This is a genomic window from Pseudomonas sp. P1_C12 (genome assembly GCF_056406435.1).
The window spans coordinates 1-14,983 of sequence record NZ_JBFUAE010000010.1; the positions used below are offsets into that span (position 1 = coordinate 1).

The following is a 14,983-nucleotide window of genomic DNA, read 5'->3' on the forward strand; positions in this document are numbered from 1 at the left end:
AAAGTTCGACGCTCGCAAAACACCGAAAGCTATCACATACCCAATTTACTGAAACGTCGAAAGACGCTTCGGTACCCGAATTTCTTGACGACCATAGAGCATTGGAACCACCTGATCCCATCCCGAACTCAGCAGTGAAACGATGCATCGCCGATGGTAGTGTGGGGTTTCCCCATGTGAGAGTAGGTCATCGTCAAGATTAAATTCCGAAACCCCTATCTGCGCATGCAGGTAGGGGTTTTGTTTTTGTCCGCCGTGTAGGAGCGAGCTTGCTCCGGGCGGCGTTCCGACGATGGAGGCCAACGATGACGCGGGAAACCAGACTTACCGCGGCGTCCTCTGGTTTTTCGCGAGCAAGCTCGCTCCTACAAGGGGGCCTGCATGTGATTTGGGAGTGGAAGTGAAGGCAATGGACCCGCCAGGGCGGCGGGTCCGAAGGGGGATCAGAGTTTCGGCAATTGCCCGATGCGACCCATCATCTCGGTCACGATCTGCAGGTCCAGCAGGAACTGCTCGGTGGTCTTGAACTCGTTGTCGTTGTGACCGGTGTATTTGACGTCCGGCATGGCCAGGCCGAATTGCACGCCGTTAGGCAGTTCATGCACGGAGGTGGCGCCGGCGGAGGTGCCGAACTTGTGTTCCATGCCGAGGTTTTCGCTGGGCACCGCGAGCAGGGCCTTGACCCATTCACCCTCGGGGTTGCGGTACATCGGTTCGGCAATCGACAGGTCGAAGGTCGGTGCGATCCGGGTCTTCTTGCTCCAGGCGTCCAGTTTTCCGGCGATTTCGGATTTGAGCACTTGCGGCGTCTTACCCTTCGGCACGCGCAGGTTGACCGCGAGTTTGAAGGCTTTGTCATCCATCCCGACATAGGTCAGGGAAGTGGTCAGCGGGCCCATGAACTCATCGGCAAAACCGACCCCCAACTTGCCACCCAGGTAGTCCAGCCCCCAGTTGTCGGCGGCGTAGCGGGCGGCGTCAGTGATCTGGTTGTGCTTGAGCGCGACCTTGCCGTCGAGGCTATTGATGAAGTCGAGCATCCTGGCCACCGGGTTGACGCCGGACTCGGGCTCGGAGGAGTGGGCGGACACACCGGTGACCGTCAGTTTGACGTCCTTGCCGTCGACTTTGGCGGCGACCTCGAAGTTGCCGCCGTTGCGCTTGGCATACTCGCTGCCGGCCTTTTGCAGGCGGGCGGCCAGTTCGGCGGGCTTGTCGGTCACCAGGGTCGCGACCGATGTCGACGGAATCTGGTTGGTGGCCAGGCCACCGGTCATCGAGGTGATTTCTGCGCCTTTGCCTTGCGCGGTGCGCTTGGCGAAGCTGGCCATGACCGTGCCGTAACCTTTCTCGGCGATCACCACCGGGTAGCCACCATCCAGCGCCAGGTTGTAGTTGGGGGTCGGGTTGCGTTCGAAGTAGTAGGGGATGGCGTCGCCCGTGGTCTCTTCGGTGGTGTCGACCAGCAGCTTGAAGTTCCTGGCCAGCGGCAGCTGCTCTTCCTTGATGATCTTCATGGCGTAGAGCGCCACCACGATGCCGTTCTTGTCATCTTCGGTGCCGCGGCCATACATGCGGTCGCCGACCAAAGTGACCTTGAACGGATCGAGGCGGGTGCCGTCCTGCAGCACCCAGTTCTCCGGCGTCACCGGCACCACATCGGCATGGGCGTGAATGCCCACGACTTCATCGCCAGCGCCTTCCAGGGAGACTTCATAGACGCGGTTATCGATGTTGCGAAAGTTCAGGTTGAACGCCTGGGCGAGGCCCTTGATTTTCTCGGCAATCTTGAGAAATTCGGGATTGTCGTGCTGGGCAACACCGTCCACGCGCACGGTTGGAATGGCTACCAGCTCCTTCAAGGTTTCGGTGGCCGCGCTGCCGTATTTCACCCGGGCATAGAGGCCAAGCAGGCGATGGATTTGGTTTTGCTGCTCAGCGGTAAGCGTCTTGTTGCCCTGGAACGCACGGACGGCCGGGCCGAGGTCGTCGGTCTTGGCGATATCGCTCTTGGCCAGACTTGCGAGGAACTGCCTGAAATCCTTGACCGACGTATCGCTGAAGGTCTTGAGGATGATCGCGCTCTGTTGTGGCGTGATGTTGGCGTGGGCAGCGCTGGTGAACGACGAAAGGCTGGCGAGCATGAGGGTGGTCGCAGCCAGGTGCTTGAGGGAAAAATCCATTGCAGGGGGCATTCCTTTGCAGGCGGTTTGTAAGAAATATCTGATCGTTTGATCAGAAACATTTGCAACCTACCACCACGAGCGTGTGAAACGGGAGCCCCTGAAGTGGGATCTGTCGCACAGAAATGCAAAAGCGGCGCAGAAATGAAAAACCGCCCTATCAATGCTTACATTCTGCCATCACTACGTGGCAGGTATTCGGCGTGCCGCCGGATCGGCCCGCATAGCGGATGCAATTATCCAGGGATTTCTGGCGAGCCATGTCCAGGGTGTCCGCCCAGGCGAGGCCGCCTTCGCCGACAGTGGGGAGGGCTTTTGCATAGCAGGTTGAACCCGTGTTTGGGGCTGAATAGCGAGCCGTGGTGGCTTTGCCTGAACATCCCGCTGTCAGTACCAGGTCGATGGCGAGCAGGGAAAGCAGGATCCATGGCGAGCATTGACGCGCAGTTTTTCCCGTCATCCCGGTTCCCCTGTAGCAAGAGGTGTATTTGAGATCGTACCCCGCCAGATCAGGGCAGGGGCACACTCTTTCTTTGAGCCTATCCTTGCGGCATCGATCCTGCTGCTCCTTTCGTCTGCTTTCCTTTTTTCAGTGTGTATGGTCGTCCGAGAGTCGAGGTGGGTCGCTATAGGCCACTGAACAGGCTGATGATCACAGCATTGACCAGGTCAATGAAAACGCCACACACCAGCGGCACGATCAGGAAGGCCTGGTGCGCCGCGCCATACTTTTGCGTCACGGTCGATACAGCCAATGCCAGCCTTGCTCGTCCAGATAGCTTCCTAATCATCAGCTACGTCCGTGCGCCAGGAGTGAGGACAGCCTAGCCTGAACGGGAAAACCCATCCGGGTTGGCATAGGCCGTCATCACGCTCCCGATGGTCAATCAAACGGCTGACGCTAGCGCTTGATCAGAGAAATCTTCGTTCCCTCGATACTGACCCCCGCCATTAATCCTTGCTGGTCGAAGATGAACGCGTAGGCGTCGTCTTTGAGCGTCGAGCTGGACAGGTTCTTCGCAACCCCTTCATCCACCACGACAACCGTTGGCCCTACACCGATTTCCCAACCCTTGGTTTCAGCGACATATTTCACGGCTTTATCGGTCATCAGGAAAACCACATAGCCGTACGACTGGGCGCCGGCCTGCAGCCCCCATGAACCGCTGACGGAGTTGTAGTAGTTCTCGACTTTCGTGCCCTTCATTAAAACGCCTTCGCCATAGCTGCCGCCGAACACGAGACCCGCCTTGATGATTTTCGGGAAAACCAGCACAGCCTTGGCGTTGTGCGAGATGGTTTCGGAAAAAGGATGGGTCTTGTTGAGAGTCTGCAACGCTTGTCGAGCGTCGGCATTCAGATCCTCGGCGGTAGCCGCTCCGGCATTGTTCAGGAAACTGGCCGATGCCAATGTTGCAGCCGCGAGGAAGAACGACAGGAAGAACCTCATTGATTGAGTCATTTGCGTACTCCGCTGAGGGAGCATGGGATGAGAGCAGCGGCAAGTGCCTGCTTCATGCAGGAACCGAACCCACTGAGGTTATCCGGCGCGCCCTGAAATGTGTGAATTTGCTGGCATCGCTCGTGAGTGAAGTCGCCCTGGGCCACTGAACATTTGCGCTGCCATCAGCTGTTATGACCACTGCGTATCGGCCGGGTTCGCTGTCAATTCTGCTTCTCGCCGCCAGTTTCACTTTACGAAGCGGTTGAATCACAGTTGAAATCGGTTCGTCACGGGCTCAATGCAGGCAGCAAAAGGCCCGCGCAATGGCGGGCCTTCTGTTTGGGGTCAAATCCTTTTGTGCTGCCAATCTGCGCTCCATCTTGTGAGCGTTTCGTGAAAAGCCTGTCGTAGCAATGAAAAAAGCCCGGTGTCGGCCAAGCTCTCTGTAGATGGGCCAAATCCATTTGGCTGATCCCATGGTGCTTGGTGTATGTGACGACGACATGACAGGGCTGACAGGAACAGCTGATCGAGGCTTGAGTGCTGACGGCCTGTGGAATCGAACTGTCCATGCACTTTTATAAAGCGCCATGCGTCACAACGTGCACCAGTCGGAAGCGCCGCAAAGCGCTTTCGTCTGCGGTAGCTCCAGCGTCGTGACAATCCCCCCGGGCTCAAGAGTCAGTGTTTCCAGACAGTTGAAGTCTCTCTGTCGCTGGCTGGCACAAAGGCTGCAAGGCTGACATCAGGTCCACTTGGAACGCATTCGTGTGGACAGCCCCCTCGGTCAACGACGATCGATTGGCCGGACAGGTCGTGGGCAGCATCGGTGGATCAGGCATAGACGCCTGGTTTCAACACCGCAAAAGAACAGGCAAAGACGCCTGGAACCGCAAGGTTTCAGGCGTTTTTTTTTGCTTTTAAAACCGTGATTGGCTCGGGCTGGGTGCTTTCTATGAATTCCAATGTTGCCACGTTGAACAAGATGCAAACGCTGATCGTGATCGGTAATGGCATGGTCGGACATCATTGTGTCCAACAGCTGATCGAGCGGGGAGCGCTTGACCATTACCGGCTGCACGTCTTCAGTGAGGAACCGATGCGTGCCTATGACCGTGTGCATCTTTCCGAGTACTTCTCCGGTCGTGATGCCGAGTCGCTGGCGCTGTCCGATGCGTCGCTTTACCACACGCCCGGCGTTACGCTGCATTTGGGTGTGCCGGTATTGGAAATTGACCGCGTCCGTCGCCAGGTGGTCACCTCGCAAGGTTGCGTCACGTATGACAAATTGGTTCTGGCCACCGGTTCTTATCCGTTTGTTCCGCCAATCGAAGGCGCCGAAGGTGAGTCGCGTCTGGTCTATCGCACCTTGGAAGACCTCGATGCCATTCGGGCTGCGGCAGCCAATGCCCGGCGCGGTGTGGTGGTCGGCGGTGGCTTGCTGGGTCTGGAAGCCGCGAACGCGTTGAAAAGCCTGGGCCTTGAAGCCCACGTGGTGGAATTCGCACCGCGCTTGATGCCGGTACAACTGGATGACCTCGGTGGCCAGGCGCTCAAGGCGCAGATCGAACGATTGGGCGTCGGTGTACACCTGTCCCGCGCCACTCAATCGATCAGCGCTGGCGAGCAGTACCGCTATCGCATGAATTTCGCCAATGACGAATTCCTCGAAACTGACCTGATCGTGTTTTCCGCCGGTATCCGCGCTCAAGACGCGCTGGCTCGTCAATGCGCGCTGGAGATCGGTCCGCGCGGTGGCGTGGTGATCGACGACGCGTGCCTCAGTTGCGACCCGAACATCTACGCCATCGGTGAGTGCGCTTCATGGAACGGCAGCCTGTTCGGCCTGGTCGCGCCGGGCTACCAGATGGCGCGCAGCGTCGCGGCCCGTCTGTGCAACGAAGTCGCCGAGCCGTTCACCGGTGCCGACATGTCGACCAAGCTCAAGCTGCTGGGGGTGGATGTCGGCTCCATCGGCGACGCCCACGGCAATACCCCAGGCGCACGCAGCTATCAATTCATCGACGAAACCAGCGCCAGCTATCGCCGCCTGGTGGTGGATGCAAGTGGCAAACATGTCCTCGGTGCAGTGCTGGTCGGTGACAACAGCTATTACGACACCTTGCTGCAATACATGCAGAACGGCATTACCTTGCCAGCAGAACCCGCCAGCCTGATTCTGCCATCGTCCGAAGGCGCGCCGACCCTGGGCCCGGGTGCGCTGCCCGAGTCGGCCACGGTGTGCTCATGTCATAACGTCACCAAGGGCTCCATTTGTTCGGCCATCGACGGCGGCTGCACGGACCTGGGCCAGCTCAAGTCTCAAACCAAGGCCTGTACCGGCTGCGGCGGTTGTGCCGGCCTGCTCAAGCAAGTGTTCGAGCATGAGCTGATTGCCCGTGGCGTCAGTGTCGACAAGAGCCTGTGCGAACACTTCGCCTATACCCGCCAGGAGCTTTATGCGCTGGTACGGGTAGAGGGAGTGATCACCTTCGAAGAACTGTTGGCCAAGCACGGCCGTGGCCACACCGGTTGCGACGTTTGCAAGCCGGCGGTGGGTTCGATTCTGGCCTCGTGCTGGAACCAGCCGATCATGGACACGTCGCTGGTACCGTTGCAGGACACCAACGACACCTTCATGGCCAACATGCAGAAAAACGGTACGTACTCGGTGGTGCCGCGTATTCCCGGCGGCGAGATCACCGCTGACAAGCTCATCGCCATCGGCGTGGTGGCGAAGAAATATGACCTCTACACCAAAATCACCGGCGGGCAGCGCATCGACCTGTTCGGCGCGCAGTTGCATCAGTTGCCGGACATCTGGGCCGAGCTGATTGAAGCGGGTTTTGAGACCGGGCACGCCTATGGCAAATCGACCCGCACGGTGAAGTCCTGTGTCGGCAGCACCTGGTGCCGTTATGGCGTGCAGGACAGCGTGAAAATGGCCCTGACCCTCGAGGATCGCTACAAAGGCCTGCGCTCGCCACACAAGCTCAAGTTCGCGGTCTCCGGTTGCACCCGTGAGTGCGCTGAGGCGCAGAGCAAGGACGTTGGCGTAATCGCCACCGAGAAAGGCTGGAACCTCTATGTGTGCGGTAACGGCGGCATGCGCCCGCGCCACGCCGAGTTGTTCGCTACCGACCTTGATGACGCCACCCTGATTCGCTACATCGACCGGTTCCTGATGTTCTACATCCGCACCGCCGACAAGTTGCAGCGTACCTCGGTCTGGCGCGAGAGCCTGGAGGGCGGCCTGGATTACCTCAAGGACGTGATCATCAACGACAGCCTCGGGTTGGGTGAGGAGCTCGAGTCGCAGATGCAATTGGTGGTCAACCGCTACGAATGCGAATGGGCCAACGCCCTGAAAGACCCGGAAAAGCTCAAGCGCTTCCGCACCTTCGTCAACGATCAACGCCCGGACCCGGACATCCATTTTGTCCAGGAACGCGGTCAGCTCCGGCCGATCATGGCCGCTGAACTCCACCTTATCCCTGTCATTGAGGAGATTGCCTGATGAGCCAGTCCGATACCCAGCGAGCCTATTCCAGTTCCTCCCTGGTCAATCCCGATGCCTGGCAAGCGGTGTGCAGCCAGGAGGATCTGGTGAGTAACTCCGGCGTCGTCGTCTGGCTCGACGGTGCACAAGTGGCGCTTTTCTACCTGCCGGCTGCCGAAGGCAAGACCCTCTATGCCATCGATAATCATGACCCGCAATCCGGGGCGAATGTCATCGGTCGCGGGCTGATCGGCAGCATCAAGGGCGATCTGGTGATTGCCTCGCCACTCTACAAACAGCATTTCCGCCTTGAGGACGGCAGTTGCCTGGAGTATCCGCAGCAGCGCCTGCGGGTCTGGCCGGTGCGGCTGAACGAAGGCCAGGTGGAGGTCGCGGTGGCCTGACCCCATGGATTTCGCCGGGGTCTGAGCGCTCATTCAATTAATGATGTATGCCAGGCTCCGGCGGAGTCGATGATCAATGACAAACAGTATCGGAGGTTCGTATGAAAACAGCCGCACAACTGCTGAAGCTCAAGGCCGTGCAGAACCGGCGGGTGCATAGCATCGCGCCAGACCAGACGGTGCTTGAGGCGTTGAGGATGATGGCGGAAAAAAATGTCGGTGCTCTACCCGTCATAGAGGAGGGGCAGGTGGTCGGCGTTATCAGCGAACGCGACTATGCGCGCAAGGTCGTTCTACAGGGGCGCTCTTCGGTCGGTACGCCGGTGCGGGCCATCATGAGCGCGCCCGTCGTGACTGCAGACAGTCAGCAGAGCATTGAGCGTTGCATGGCGGTCATGACCGACAGTCATCTGCGTCATCTACCGGTGGTGGAGGGCGACCAACTGATTGGCCTGTTGTCGATTGGTGATCTGGTCAAGGAAGCCATCGTCGAGCAGACCGAGCTGATCCGGCAACTGGAACACTACATTCGCGGGCATTAAAACGACCGGGGGCAGGGTGGACCGAAGGCTTGTGAGTACTGAAGTTTTCAAATGTGCTGGCCGTCGGAAACCGCGCAGGTCGAAAGGCAAGGCTCCATCCAGGGCGTGGGCCGAAGTGTGGGCTGGCAGGTTTTTTCCAAAAGCCAGAAACGACAAAGCCCTGAATAATCAGGGCTTTGTCGGTACAAATATGGCGGAGGCGATGGGATTCGAACTCATGGACCTGTTACAGTCGACGGTTTTCAAGTCCGAGATACAAGCGCCCGTAATTCGTGGCCTGTAACTTGATTTCGTTCTAATACGATCATTTTTTGTCTCTGCTGCAGGCCGCATTCTACAAGGGGTGGCATCAGCGTTTTGTAACGCGTTTTTCCGTTATTTTGACGGTTTCGCCATGGCGCCGATGCGACGGTAAACACGTTCAGATATGTCGCCCGCGGTATGCACAAGAGCGGGCTCGCTTCTGACCGAAAGCGGCGTATCTGCGGCGTTTAGCTTGAGCATCATTTGAATTTCCGGTTGCGACCGGAATACCCGATACGATTACCGGTCAGTTTCGCTGAGGCGGGAACGGTTTAGGGGAAAATTAGGGGAAGTTCTCGGCCGCCGTAGACCACATACAGGTGGATTGGTGGTGGCCTAATGCTTTCGGATGACTATGTGGGATAATGTCCTTTATCACATATAAGAAAGGATTCACCCGATGGCTCAACCTTCCTCCCCATTGCGGATTTCTCCAGCCGCTATTCACAAAGGCATTGATCGTCTTGACGCGCGGATCACGGAGCTTGAAGCATTTGACGTCGGTGCTTTGGTTAACGGTAGAAGCCCTAAGCTAACGGCGTTGGAAGTCGCTATTAAGGACACCCTCAACAGATGCTTTGGAGAGAAACCAACGGCCCATATCCTTTATGAACGGGCGGCAAGTCTTCACTATTACGGGGGGGTGAGTAGACGCAGTCCAGTGGACTACAGCACGCCTACGCGGCGAAATATCGGTAATGCAATCGCCCTGCTTAAACAGGCTAAATTGGCCTTGGAAGAAGATCTGGCGGACAGCGAGCTACAGCTGTTAGCAGCTCCTCCAGCAAGCTCAAAACCAGTAACGGCGGAGCTCTCTCGCCGTGTGTTTGTGGTGCATGGGCATGATGAAGGTGCAAGGGAAACGGTGGCCCGTTTCCTAATGCAGGTGGGCTTCGACCCCATCATCCTGCATGAGCAAGCCAATCGGGGTGGCACGGTCATGGAGAAAATCGAAACGCATGGGGACGTGGGTTTTGCCGTGGTGCTGTTGACGCCCGACGATCAAGGCTGCGCCAAGGGTGGCACGCCGGAGCCGCGGGCTCGGCAGAACGTCCTGCTGGAACTAGGCTATTTCCTAGGCCGCCTCGGACGCGACAAGGTGTGTGCGCTCAAGCGCGGCACCGTGGAGATCCCCAGTGATTTCGCCGGTGTGGTCTGGGAGTCCATGGACGGCAATGGCTGGAAGCAGGCGTTGGGCCGTGAACTGGAAGCTGCTGGCCATGAGATCGATTGGAACAAGGTTATGCGGTCGTGAAATATGTTTAAACGCGGCCCTATGATTATATTTTTCAAGATGAACCCCCGCGTAGTTATGTGTGAAACCCATGAAGGCGTGGGGGCTGGTGATGACCACTCTAATTGCCACTAGTTAGGGATGATTGACTACTTGGGTGATTTGCTTGAACTGATTCAAACGATTGACTTCAAAGCGGCGCATGCGTTTTAAGCAGCCTGGACCCAAAGCGGTCATTGCGGCAATTGAACTCAGCGTCTTGTCACGCGTTTTCCGCTATTTTGACGGCTTCGCAATGGCACCGACACGACGGTATACGCGCTCCGTGATGTCTCCCTTGGTATGCCCAAGGAGCAGGCTTGCTTCGCCGACGTCCGTAATTTCCGACGCGGCTTTTGGCCTGATGTCCCGAAACTGAAAGCTGCTGATTCGTGCAGCTATCAGAGTGTCGCCCATTTCGATCGCTTCGTACTTGGCCTTTTCCCGCGCTTTATCCCAGCGATCGCGGAGCATTTTTGCAGTCATACGCTTCCCACGCGCACTCACAATCAGGTAGCTCGAAACGTGCTGAGCGTTTCGCTCTGCGATTTTTGCGATCAGCATGCCCAGGCTGTTTGCCGAGCCGCTGGCAGTCATCTGGATACGCAGCTTTTTGTGTGTTTTGTTCTGCTGCACCATTAAATATCCCCCTTCGATATCATCTTTGCGCATGACCAGGACGTCGGCCGGCCGCTGCCCTGTCAGATAGGCAAGGTCCATCGCATCTTTCAGCTCTTGAGTTGCTTTCTTGTAAACAGCATCCCAAACCACATCGTTCGCGTAATAGTCCCGAGGCGTCTCCTTGTTCTTGCGTACACCCTGACAGGGATTTTCTTTGGAGGTCAGACCCCACTCACGCGCCATATTGAATACATGAGAGAGCGTGGCTATCTCACGGTTGGCCCGGACCTTTGCAGTTCGAGCGTCCCGATAGCCAGCGATCGTGGCCGGCGTGATTGAGTCGATGGGGGCATTGTCGAAAAGTGGTCGCAGCTGTTTGATCTCTGAAAGGTTGTCTCTCTGTGTGCGGGGCGCCTTCTTCGGGACAATGTCGCGAATATAGCGGTCAAAGATCCCCTTCATAGTCCGCAAGTCCAGTGGTATTTCCTTGGCTTCGAGTTCTGCCCACTTGAGCCTGGCTTGGTCGAGATCCTTGCCCAGTGGGATCGCCTTTCCTGTGGAGTCCAGGTAGTAATAGGCGATCCAGGTTTTCCCGCTCTTACGTGGCCGCGACCATTGATACATCCGAGGCGGCAAATGGCGGGTTGCGGCTTTGCGGGGGCGCATATCAGTTCACTCGCGAGAAGTCGGGCGTCCATACGGGCGCGGCTGGCAATGGGGTGGGGGTAATGTTGGTTGGCGTGATCACGCCGAGCTTCATCCGGGCATACATCCTTCCTACCAATGGACGCTTGCCACGACTTTCGACATAAAGCCACTGGCGATCATCCAGCCAGCGACGTTGGTAGGCCCTGGCCTTGTAGCCGGTGATATGCGCCAGCTCTTCGTCCGAAAGGATTTCAGCTTCCATGATTGATCTCCCTGACCCGTTGCTCGATACCTTCGAACTGATGGTGTTTGCTGCATTTTTGATGGGAGGCGGGCTCGGCAGTCCTGAGCCGCTGGCCATCGGATGCATTGGGTACAAATCGCGCGCTTAATGGGGGCGTATACCCCACAGCAGGCTGCGCGAGCGGGCGATTCTGAGCGATTAGCGTTGCATCAGAACGGGCTGCCTCGCGCAGCTTTTCGTGGGGTATAAGCGCCTCTGCAGTGGCGCGGAACAACTTAGTAATGCCTGCTGCTGCGCAGCAGAGACTCTTTGTTTCTTGTGCGTCGACCATGCCTATGTTGCAGAGCAAAGCGGTCGAGGTTTCGGTGGTGTGCTGTTCGATCTTCATGCCGCTTTCCTCCGATGTTTGATTGCCAGTTGGTCCATCAGTCGCAGGTGTTCGGTGGAGCTCAGCACGGCCATCGATCAAGCCGCCTCGATAACCGACCCAGTAGAGAAGGGTGACGCCTAATATGAGGCTGAGCAGCGCGCAGATTTGTATTGCAGTCATGTGGTGTGCTCCTGGTAGTTTTGTTTGGTCGGTGGCGGCAGCCCCTTTCGGTTTACTCGGTTGGTTCGTCCTGCGGTCGCGGCATCTCCGAATCCGCCTTGTAGGCGCGGATGTCGATCAGTGAGGCAACGTGCCGGATGTGTGCGTACTTCGGTGCCTTGCGACTGGTGTCCAGTGTGGTGATAGGGAGCTGGATTCGGCCGCTGTTGATCTCCGTGACAAACGACTGCTCGTTGAGGTTGCGGAAATACTGTTCGCGCACTTTCTCTAGTGGAATTAGCACGTCGCCAAAGATGCGGTAGAGCAGCTCCACGGTTGCTGCTTCGGGGGCTGGTTGCAGTCGGAGCGGCGATTGGGCTGTGTTAGTCATCGGTTTGCTGAGCCTCCTTGCGTTGTGTTCTTGCCGGATGGTTCCAGGCGTTAAGGCAATGGCATTTGGTCAGCTCGCGCAGATGCTCCGGCACTTCGAGAAGTGCGGCGTTGCGCTCCTCGCGTGTACGCATGGCGATGATCTGGCGCGCGTATTCCCTAGGCCACGTCACGGTGGTCTGCCGGAATGGCGGGCAGTTCGAGCCCTAGCTGCTCTGCCAACCAGCGCATACCGGCTTGCCGGACCTTGGTCGACTGGCTGTATTGCATGCCGGCGGTTTTGTGATACCAGGTGCCGTCCTTGACCCGCAGGTACTCGCGGTCACGAACGGGGAATGCCGGTAGGTTGCGATCATTGAGAAGGCCTTTCTCGCGCATGAGCGCGATCAGCTTGGGTCGGGTGAGGCCGAAGTACTTGGCGGCTTTTTCCAGACAGCGTTCCATTTCGGCCTCCTAGGCTGCATGCGCGGCGGGAGTCGCCACAGCAGCCAGGTGGTTGATGGATTCGGCTACTTGCTCGTAGATCTCGACATCGGTGCCGCACGCGGTGAAGCACTTGGTACGCGGGCGCTTCACGCCGATGCTCATGATGGTGGTGACGCCGGGACGGGTTTGCGTGCGGTGGATAGCGACATGCAAGGGGAGTTCGAAGCCCATGTCGAGGCTCAGTGAGCCACCGGTACGCACAAGCTCGAACACCTTCTGCCTGTTCTCGACATCAAACCGCGCATATTGTCGGTTAGCGCGAGGAATACTCACTTGATCGGCTGTGTTGCTGGGATCCAGCGGGCCGTTGGCTATCTCTTCGATAAAGTCGGCCAGCTTGAGGTGCATCTTCTTTTCGTTCTGCAAGGTCAGCGTGTGGCGCTCGCTGCCCAGTTCTACGGTGAAGAGGGTGTCAATTGTGCTGCGTTCAACCTTCAGGCGAAACGCCAGTGCTTCGCGCTGTGGCGTCGACCGCAGAGTGTGATTGAAGGTCTCACTCAGATTGACCTGCGCATTGAGTAGTTGCAGCGTGCGGTTGTCGAGTTTGAACTTGCTCATGCTGCATGCCCTCCGCCGTTTGGATCAATCGGTGCGGGTGCGGCGCGGGTCGCAAGCTTGGGTTTGTGGGGGATGAATGCGCATCCGAGGTCGCGCGCTAGGCGGCGAACTTCCATGATGAGGAATGGGTTGGCAGCAGCTGGATGGACGTGCAGGGTGGCCGTGGTGTGCATGGTGTTGCCTCGCTCTGTGGTGGAAGAGTGAGGTAAATATCAACCAGCAGTTGATATTTGTCAAATCTAGATTTGCTTGTGGCGACCATGGGAGGCATTGGCTGCCTCGTAAAATCTGTATAGCATCGAGGACTGAAATCACAGGAATGACTATGTATAAGCTTCCAGAAGTAGCCACCCGTCAGCAACTCTTAACCCATATTTCTTTGTCCAGCATATATGGAAATTTGTGCCTTTTCATTGGGGCAGGATTTTCTAAAGAGTTAGTGGGGGGAGAGGCTCTTTCGTGGGGGCAATTGTTGCAAAGGGCTACGTCTGAACTTGATATGGAGTTCGATTTTACTAATCCTGATTTGATCGGGACAGGGTATCCAGAGATAGCCTCGTCAATTTGTCGAAAGCATTCAAGTGTTAATGCCTTGTCGGTTAGCCAAAGTACGGCTGTTTTAAAAGAAAAAATAGCTGAGTTGACTTGTTGGTATCCAACGGATCAGAAGAAAATACTATACGCAGAGCATCTTGCTAATTTAGCGCCTGCGTGGGTGATAACCACTAATTATGATCTGGTTATTGAGAGTTTGTTGCCTGGCGGGTCGATCACAATTGGACCAGACCAGCCTTTAGTTTTTCCTAAAGGTCGGACTCCTGTTTACCACCTTCATGGGGTGCGAACGTATCCTGATAAAATTGTTCTCTGTCGTGAGGACTATACCGCGCTGTTTAGGCCGAACGAATATCGTCAGATAAAATTGGCCCTGACTTTAAAAGAGTCAACAACTGTTCTTTTAGGGTATGGGCTTGGAGATGATAACGTCCTAACTGCATTTGATTGGTCTAAAAATGTTTTTGATGAGGAAGTGAAAGGTTACCCCAATGAAGTTATTCAGGTAGTGAGGGTTGCGAATCCTAAAGCTGATCCCTATAGAGGTCATAATGGTGCAATCATTCTAGAGGTGTCTGGTTTAGAATCGTTTTTCGAAGAGTTGATGCCGATTGTGGTGCGGCAGAGACAAGCCGAGGACGATTTAAACAAGAAACTGCATAGTATTCGCGATTTAATGGTGACAACTCCTCATGCTGCGGTTGTTAAGTTTGTCGACGAAAAAGAGTTTAGAGATATAACCCTATCCTTTGTCAACAATAGTAACTATGCGCCATTGATTGATGGTTTTATACCGTTTTTCGAAAAGTGTATTGACGAAACTTTCGGAAGGTCAGCGGGTTATGGCGCCTTTCACGGGTATGCGCAGGGCTTGACTATAGTTCTTGATATTTTGGATACCTATGGTAACTCTCATATGCCGCCGGCATTGTTTCATAAGTTGGCAAACGCTTTAAATCGACAAGCTTCGTACATTGGGATGAGAAGCGGTCAGTCACATGAAGCAGGTAGAATTTGGGCTCATAGGAAGGAAAATCTTCCAAAGACGCAGTTGCGGGAGCTTAAAGTATATGCTCAAAGTAAAGGTTGGCTCCATGTTGTAGAGTTGTTGAACCCAGTGCTCGTAGCGGCGGTGATACCCGCAGCAACACCAATTCCCGTACTGCCAGCATTACCCGCGGCAGTGCCAGCAACTGTATCACTGGCGTTGCCCGCAGCAGCCCCCGCACCTTTGCCAGTGTTATTGCCCATAACCCCACCGCAAGGGGATTGAAATTATTGAGGTGTATAGGGCTGAAATGTGG

General features: G+C 56.3%; 15 protein-coding genes, 1 rRNA gene and 1 pseudogene. 6 read left to right on the top strand and 11 right to left on the bottom strand.

The window, feature by feature from the left end:
• The first annotated feature begins 83 nt into the window (after positions 1-83).
• Positions 84-199 (top strand): 5S ribosomal RNA (rrf, locus tag AC1D19_RS17865).
• Positions 200-443: 244 nt separating this feature from the next.
• Here rrf and AC1D19_RS17870 read toward each other — a convergent pair.
• From AC1D19_RS17870 to AC1D19_RS17885, 4 genes and pseudogenes are all read right to left on the bottom strand, one after another.
• Positions 444-2,183, bottom strand: coding sequence for a dipeptidase (locus tag AC1D19_RS17870; RefSeq protein ID WP_477763958.1), 1,740 nt, complete (start codon positions 2,181-2,183; stop codon positions 444-446).
• A gap of 160 nt (positions 2,184-2,343) precedes the next feature.
• Positions 2,344-2,643, bottom strand: coding sequence for a hypothetical protein (locus AC1D19_RS17875; protein ID WP_477763959.1), 300 nt, complete (start codon positions 2,641-2,643; stop codon positions 2,344-2,346).
• 166 nt (positions 2,644-2,809) lie between these two features.
• A pseudogene (locus AC1D19_RS17880) lies at positions 2,810-2,932 on the bottom strand (sodium/glutamate symporter); the annotation flags it as partial.
• A 152-nt stretch (positions 2,933-3,084) separates the two neighbouring features.
• Entirely contained in the window at positions 3,085-3,645 is a 561-nt protein-coding gene (locus AC1D19_RS17885; RefSeq protein WP_477755602.1) for a lipid-binding SYLF domain-containing protein, read from the bottom strand.
• A gap of 937 nt (positions 3,646-4,582) precedes the next feature.
• On the opposite strand from AC1D19_RS17885, the gene nirB reads away from it, so the two are divergent.
• The 4 genes from nirB to AC1D19_RS17905 all read left to right on the top strand — a co-directional run bounded on the left by nirB (position 4,583) and on the right by AC1D19_RS17905 (position 9,630).
• Positions 4,583-7,144, top strand: coding sequence for a nitrite reductase large subunit NirB (gene nirB, locus AC1D19_RS17890; protein ID WP_477763960.1), 2,562 nt, complete (start codon positions 4,583-4,585; stop codon positions 7,142-7,144).
• Positions 7,144-7,530, top strand: a complete 387-nt coding sequence (gene nirD / locus AC1D19_RS17895; RefSeq protein ID WP_223448538.1) for a nitrite reductase small subunit NirD — start codon at positions 7,144-7,146, stop codon at positions 7,528-7,530. Before nirB ends, nirD begins: the two co-directional genes overlap by 1 nt.
• A gap of 101 nt (positions 7,531-7,631) precedes the next feature.
• On the top strand, positions 7,632-8,072 hold the full coding sequence (locus AC1D19_RS17900) for a CBS domain-containing protein (protein WP_477756596.1): 441 nt from the start codon (positions 7,632-7,634) through the stop codon (positions 8,070-8,072).
• A 703-nt stretch (positions 8,073-8,775) separates the two neighbouring features.
• On the top strand, positions 8,776-9,630 hold the full coding sequence (locus tag AC1D19_RS17905) for a TIR domain-containing protein (RefSeq protein WP_477763961.1): 855 nt from the start codon (positions 8,776-8,778) through the stop codon (positions 9,628-9,630).
• 255 nt (positions 9,631-9,885) lie between these two features.
• Here AC1D19_RS17905 and AC1D19_RS17910 read toward each other — a convergent pair whose 3' ends face one another.
• Genes AC1D19_RS17910 through AC1D19_RS17940 form a run of 7 tightly spaced genes read right to left on the bottom strand, consistent with a single transcriptional unit; the run spans position 9,886 to position 13,124 of the window.
• Positions 9,886-10,935 carry a tyrosine-type recombinase/integrase gene (locus AC1D19_RS17910; protein ID WP_477763962.1) on the bottom strand — a complete coding sequence of 350 codons (1,050 nt, stop codon included), beginning with the start codon at positions 10,933-10,935 and terminating at the stop codon, positions 9,886-9,888.
• 1 nt (position 10,936) lies between these two features.
• On the bottom strand, positions 10,937-11,179 hold the full coding sequence (locus AC1D19_RS17915) for a DUF4224 domain-containing protein (RefSeq protein ID WP_103393052.1): 243 nt from the start codon (positions 11,177-11,179) through the stop codon (positions 10,937-10,939).
• Positions 11,169-11,711 (bottom strand): hypothetical protein, encoded by a 543-nt coding sequence (locus AC1D19_RS17920; RefSeq protein ID WP_477763963.1) that lies wholly within the window; start codon positions 11,709-11,711, stop codon positions 11,169-11,171. Before AC1D19_RS17920 ends, AC1D19_RS17915 begins: the two co-directional genes overlap by 11 nt.
• Before the next feature lie 52 nt (positions 11,712-11,763).
• Entirely contained in the window at positions 11,764-12,081 is a 318-nt protein-coding gene (locus AC1D19_RS17925; protein ID WP_179054258.1) for a pyocin activator PrtN family protein, read from the bottom strand.
• Positions 12,074-12,214 carry a hypothetical protein gene (locus tag AC1D19_RS17930; RefSeq protein ID WP_477763964.1) on the bottom strand — a complete coding sequence of 47 codons (141 nt, stop codon included), beginning with the start codon at positions 12,212-12,214 and terminating at the stop codon, positions 12,074-12,076. Before AC1D19_RS17930 ends, AC1D19_RS17925 begins: the two co-directional genes overlap by 8 nt.
• Positions 12,215-12,239: 25 nt before the next feature.
• Positions 12,240-12,524 (bottom strand): phage antirepressor KilAC domain-containing protein, encoded by a 285-nt coding sequence (locus AC1D19_RS17935; RefSeq protein WP_477763965.1) that lies wholly within the window; start codon positions 12,522-12,524, stop codon positions 12,240-12,242.
• A 9-nt stretch (positions 12,525-12,533) separates the two neighbouring features.
• Positions 12,534-13,124, bottom strand: a complete 591-nt coding sequence (locus AC1D19_RS17940) for a hypothetical protein (protein WP_477763966.1) — start codon at positions 13,122-13,124, stop codon at positions 12,534-12,536.
• A gap of 325 nt (positions 13,125-13,449) precedes the next feature.
• Between AC1D19_RS17940 and AC1D19_RS17945 the strand changes: the two genes are divergently transcribed.
• Positions 13,450-14,952, top strand: coding sequence for an SIR2 family NAD-dependent protein deacylase (locus tag AC1D19_RS17945; protein WP_477763967.1), 1,503 nt, complete (start codon positions 13,450-13,452; stop codon positions 14,950-14,952).
• Positions 14,953-14,983 lie beyond the last annotated feature (31 nt).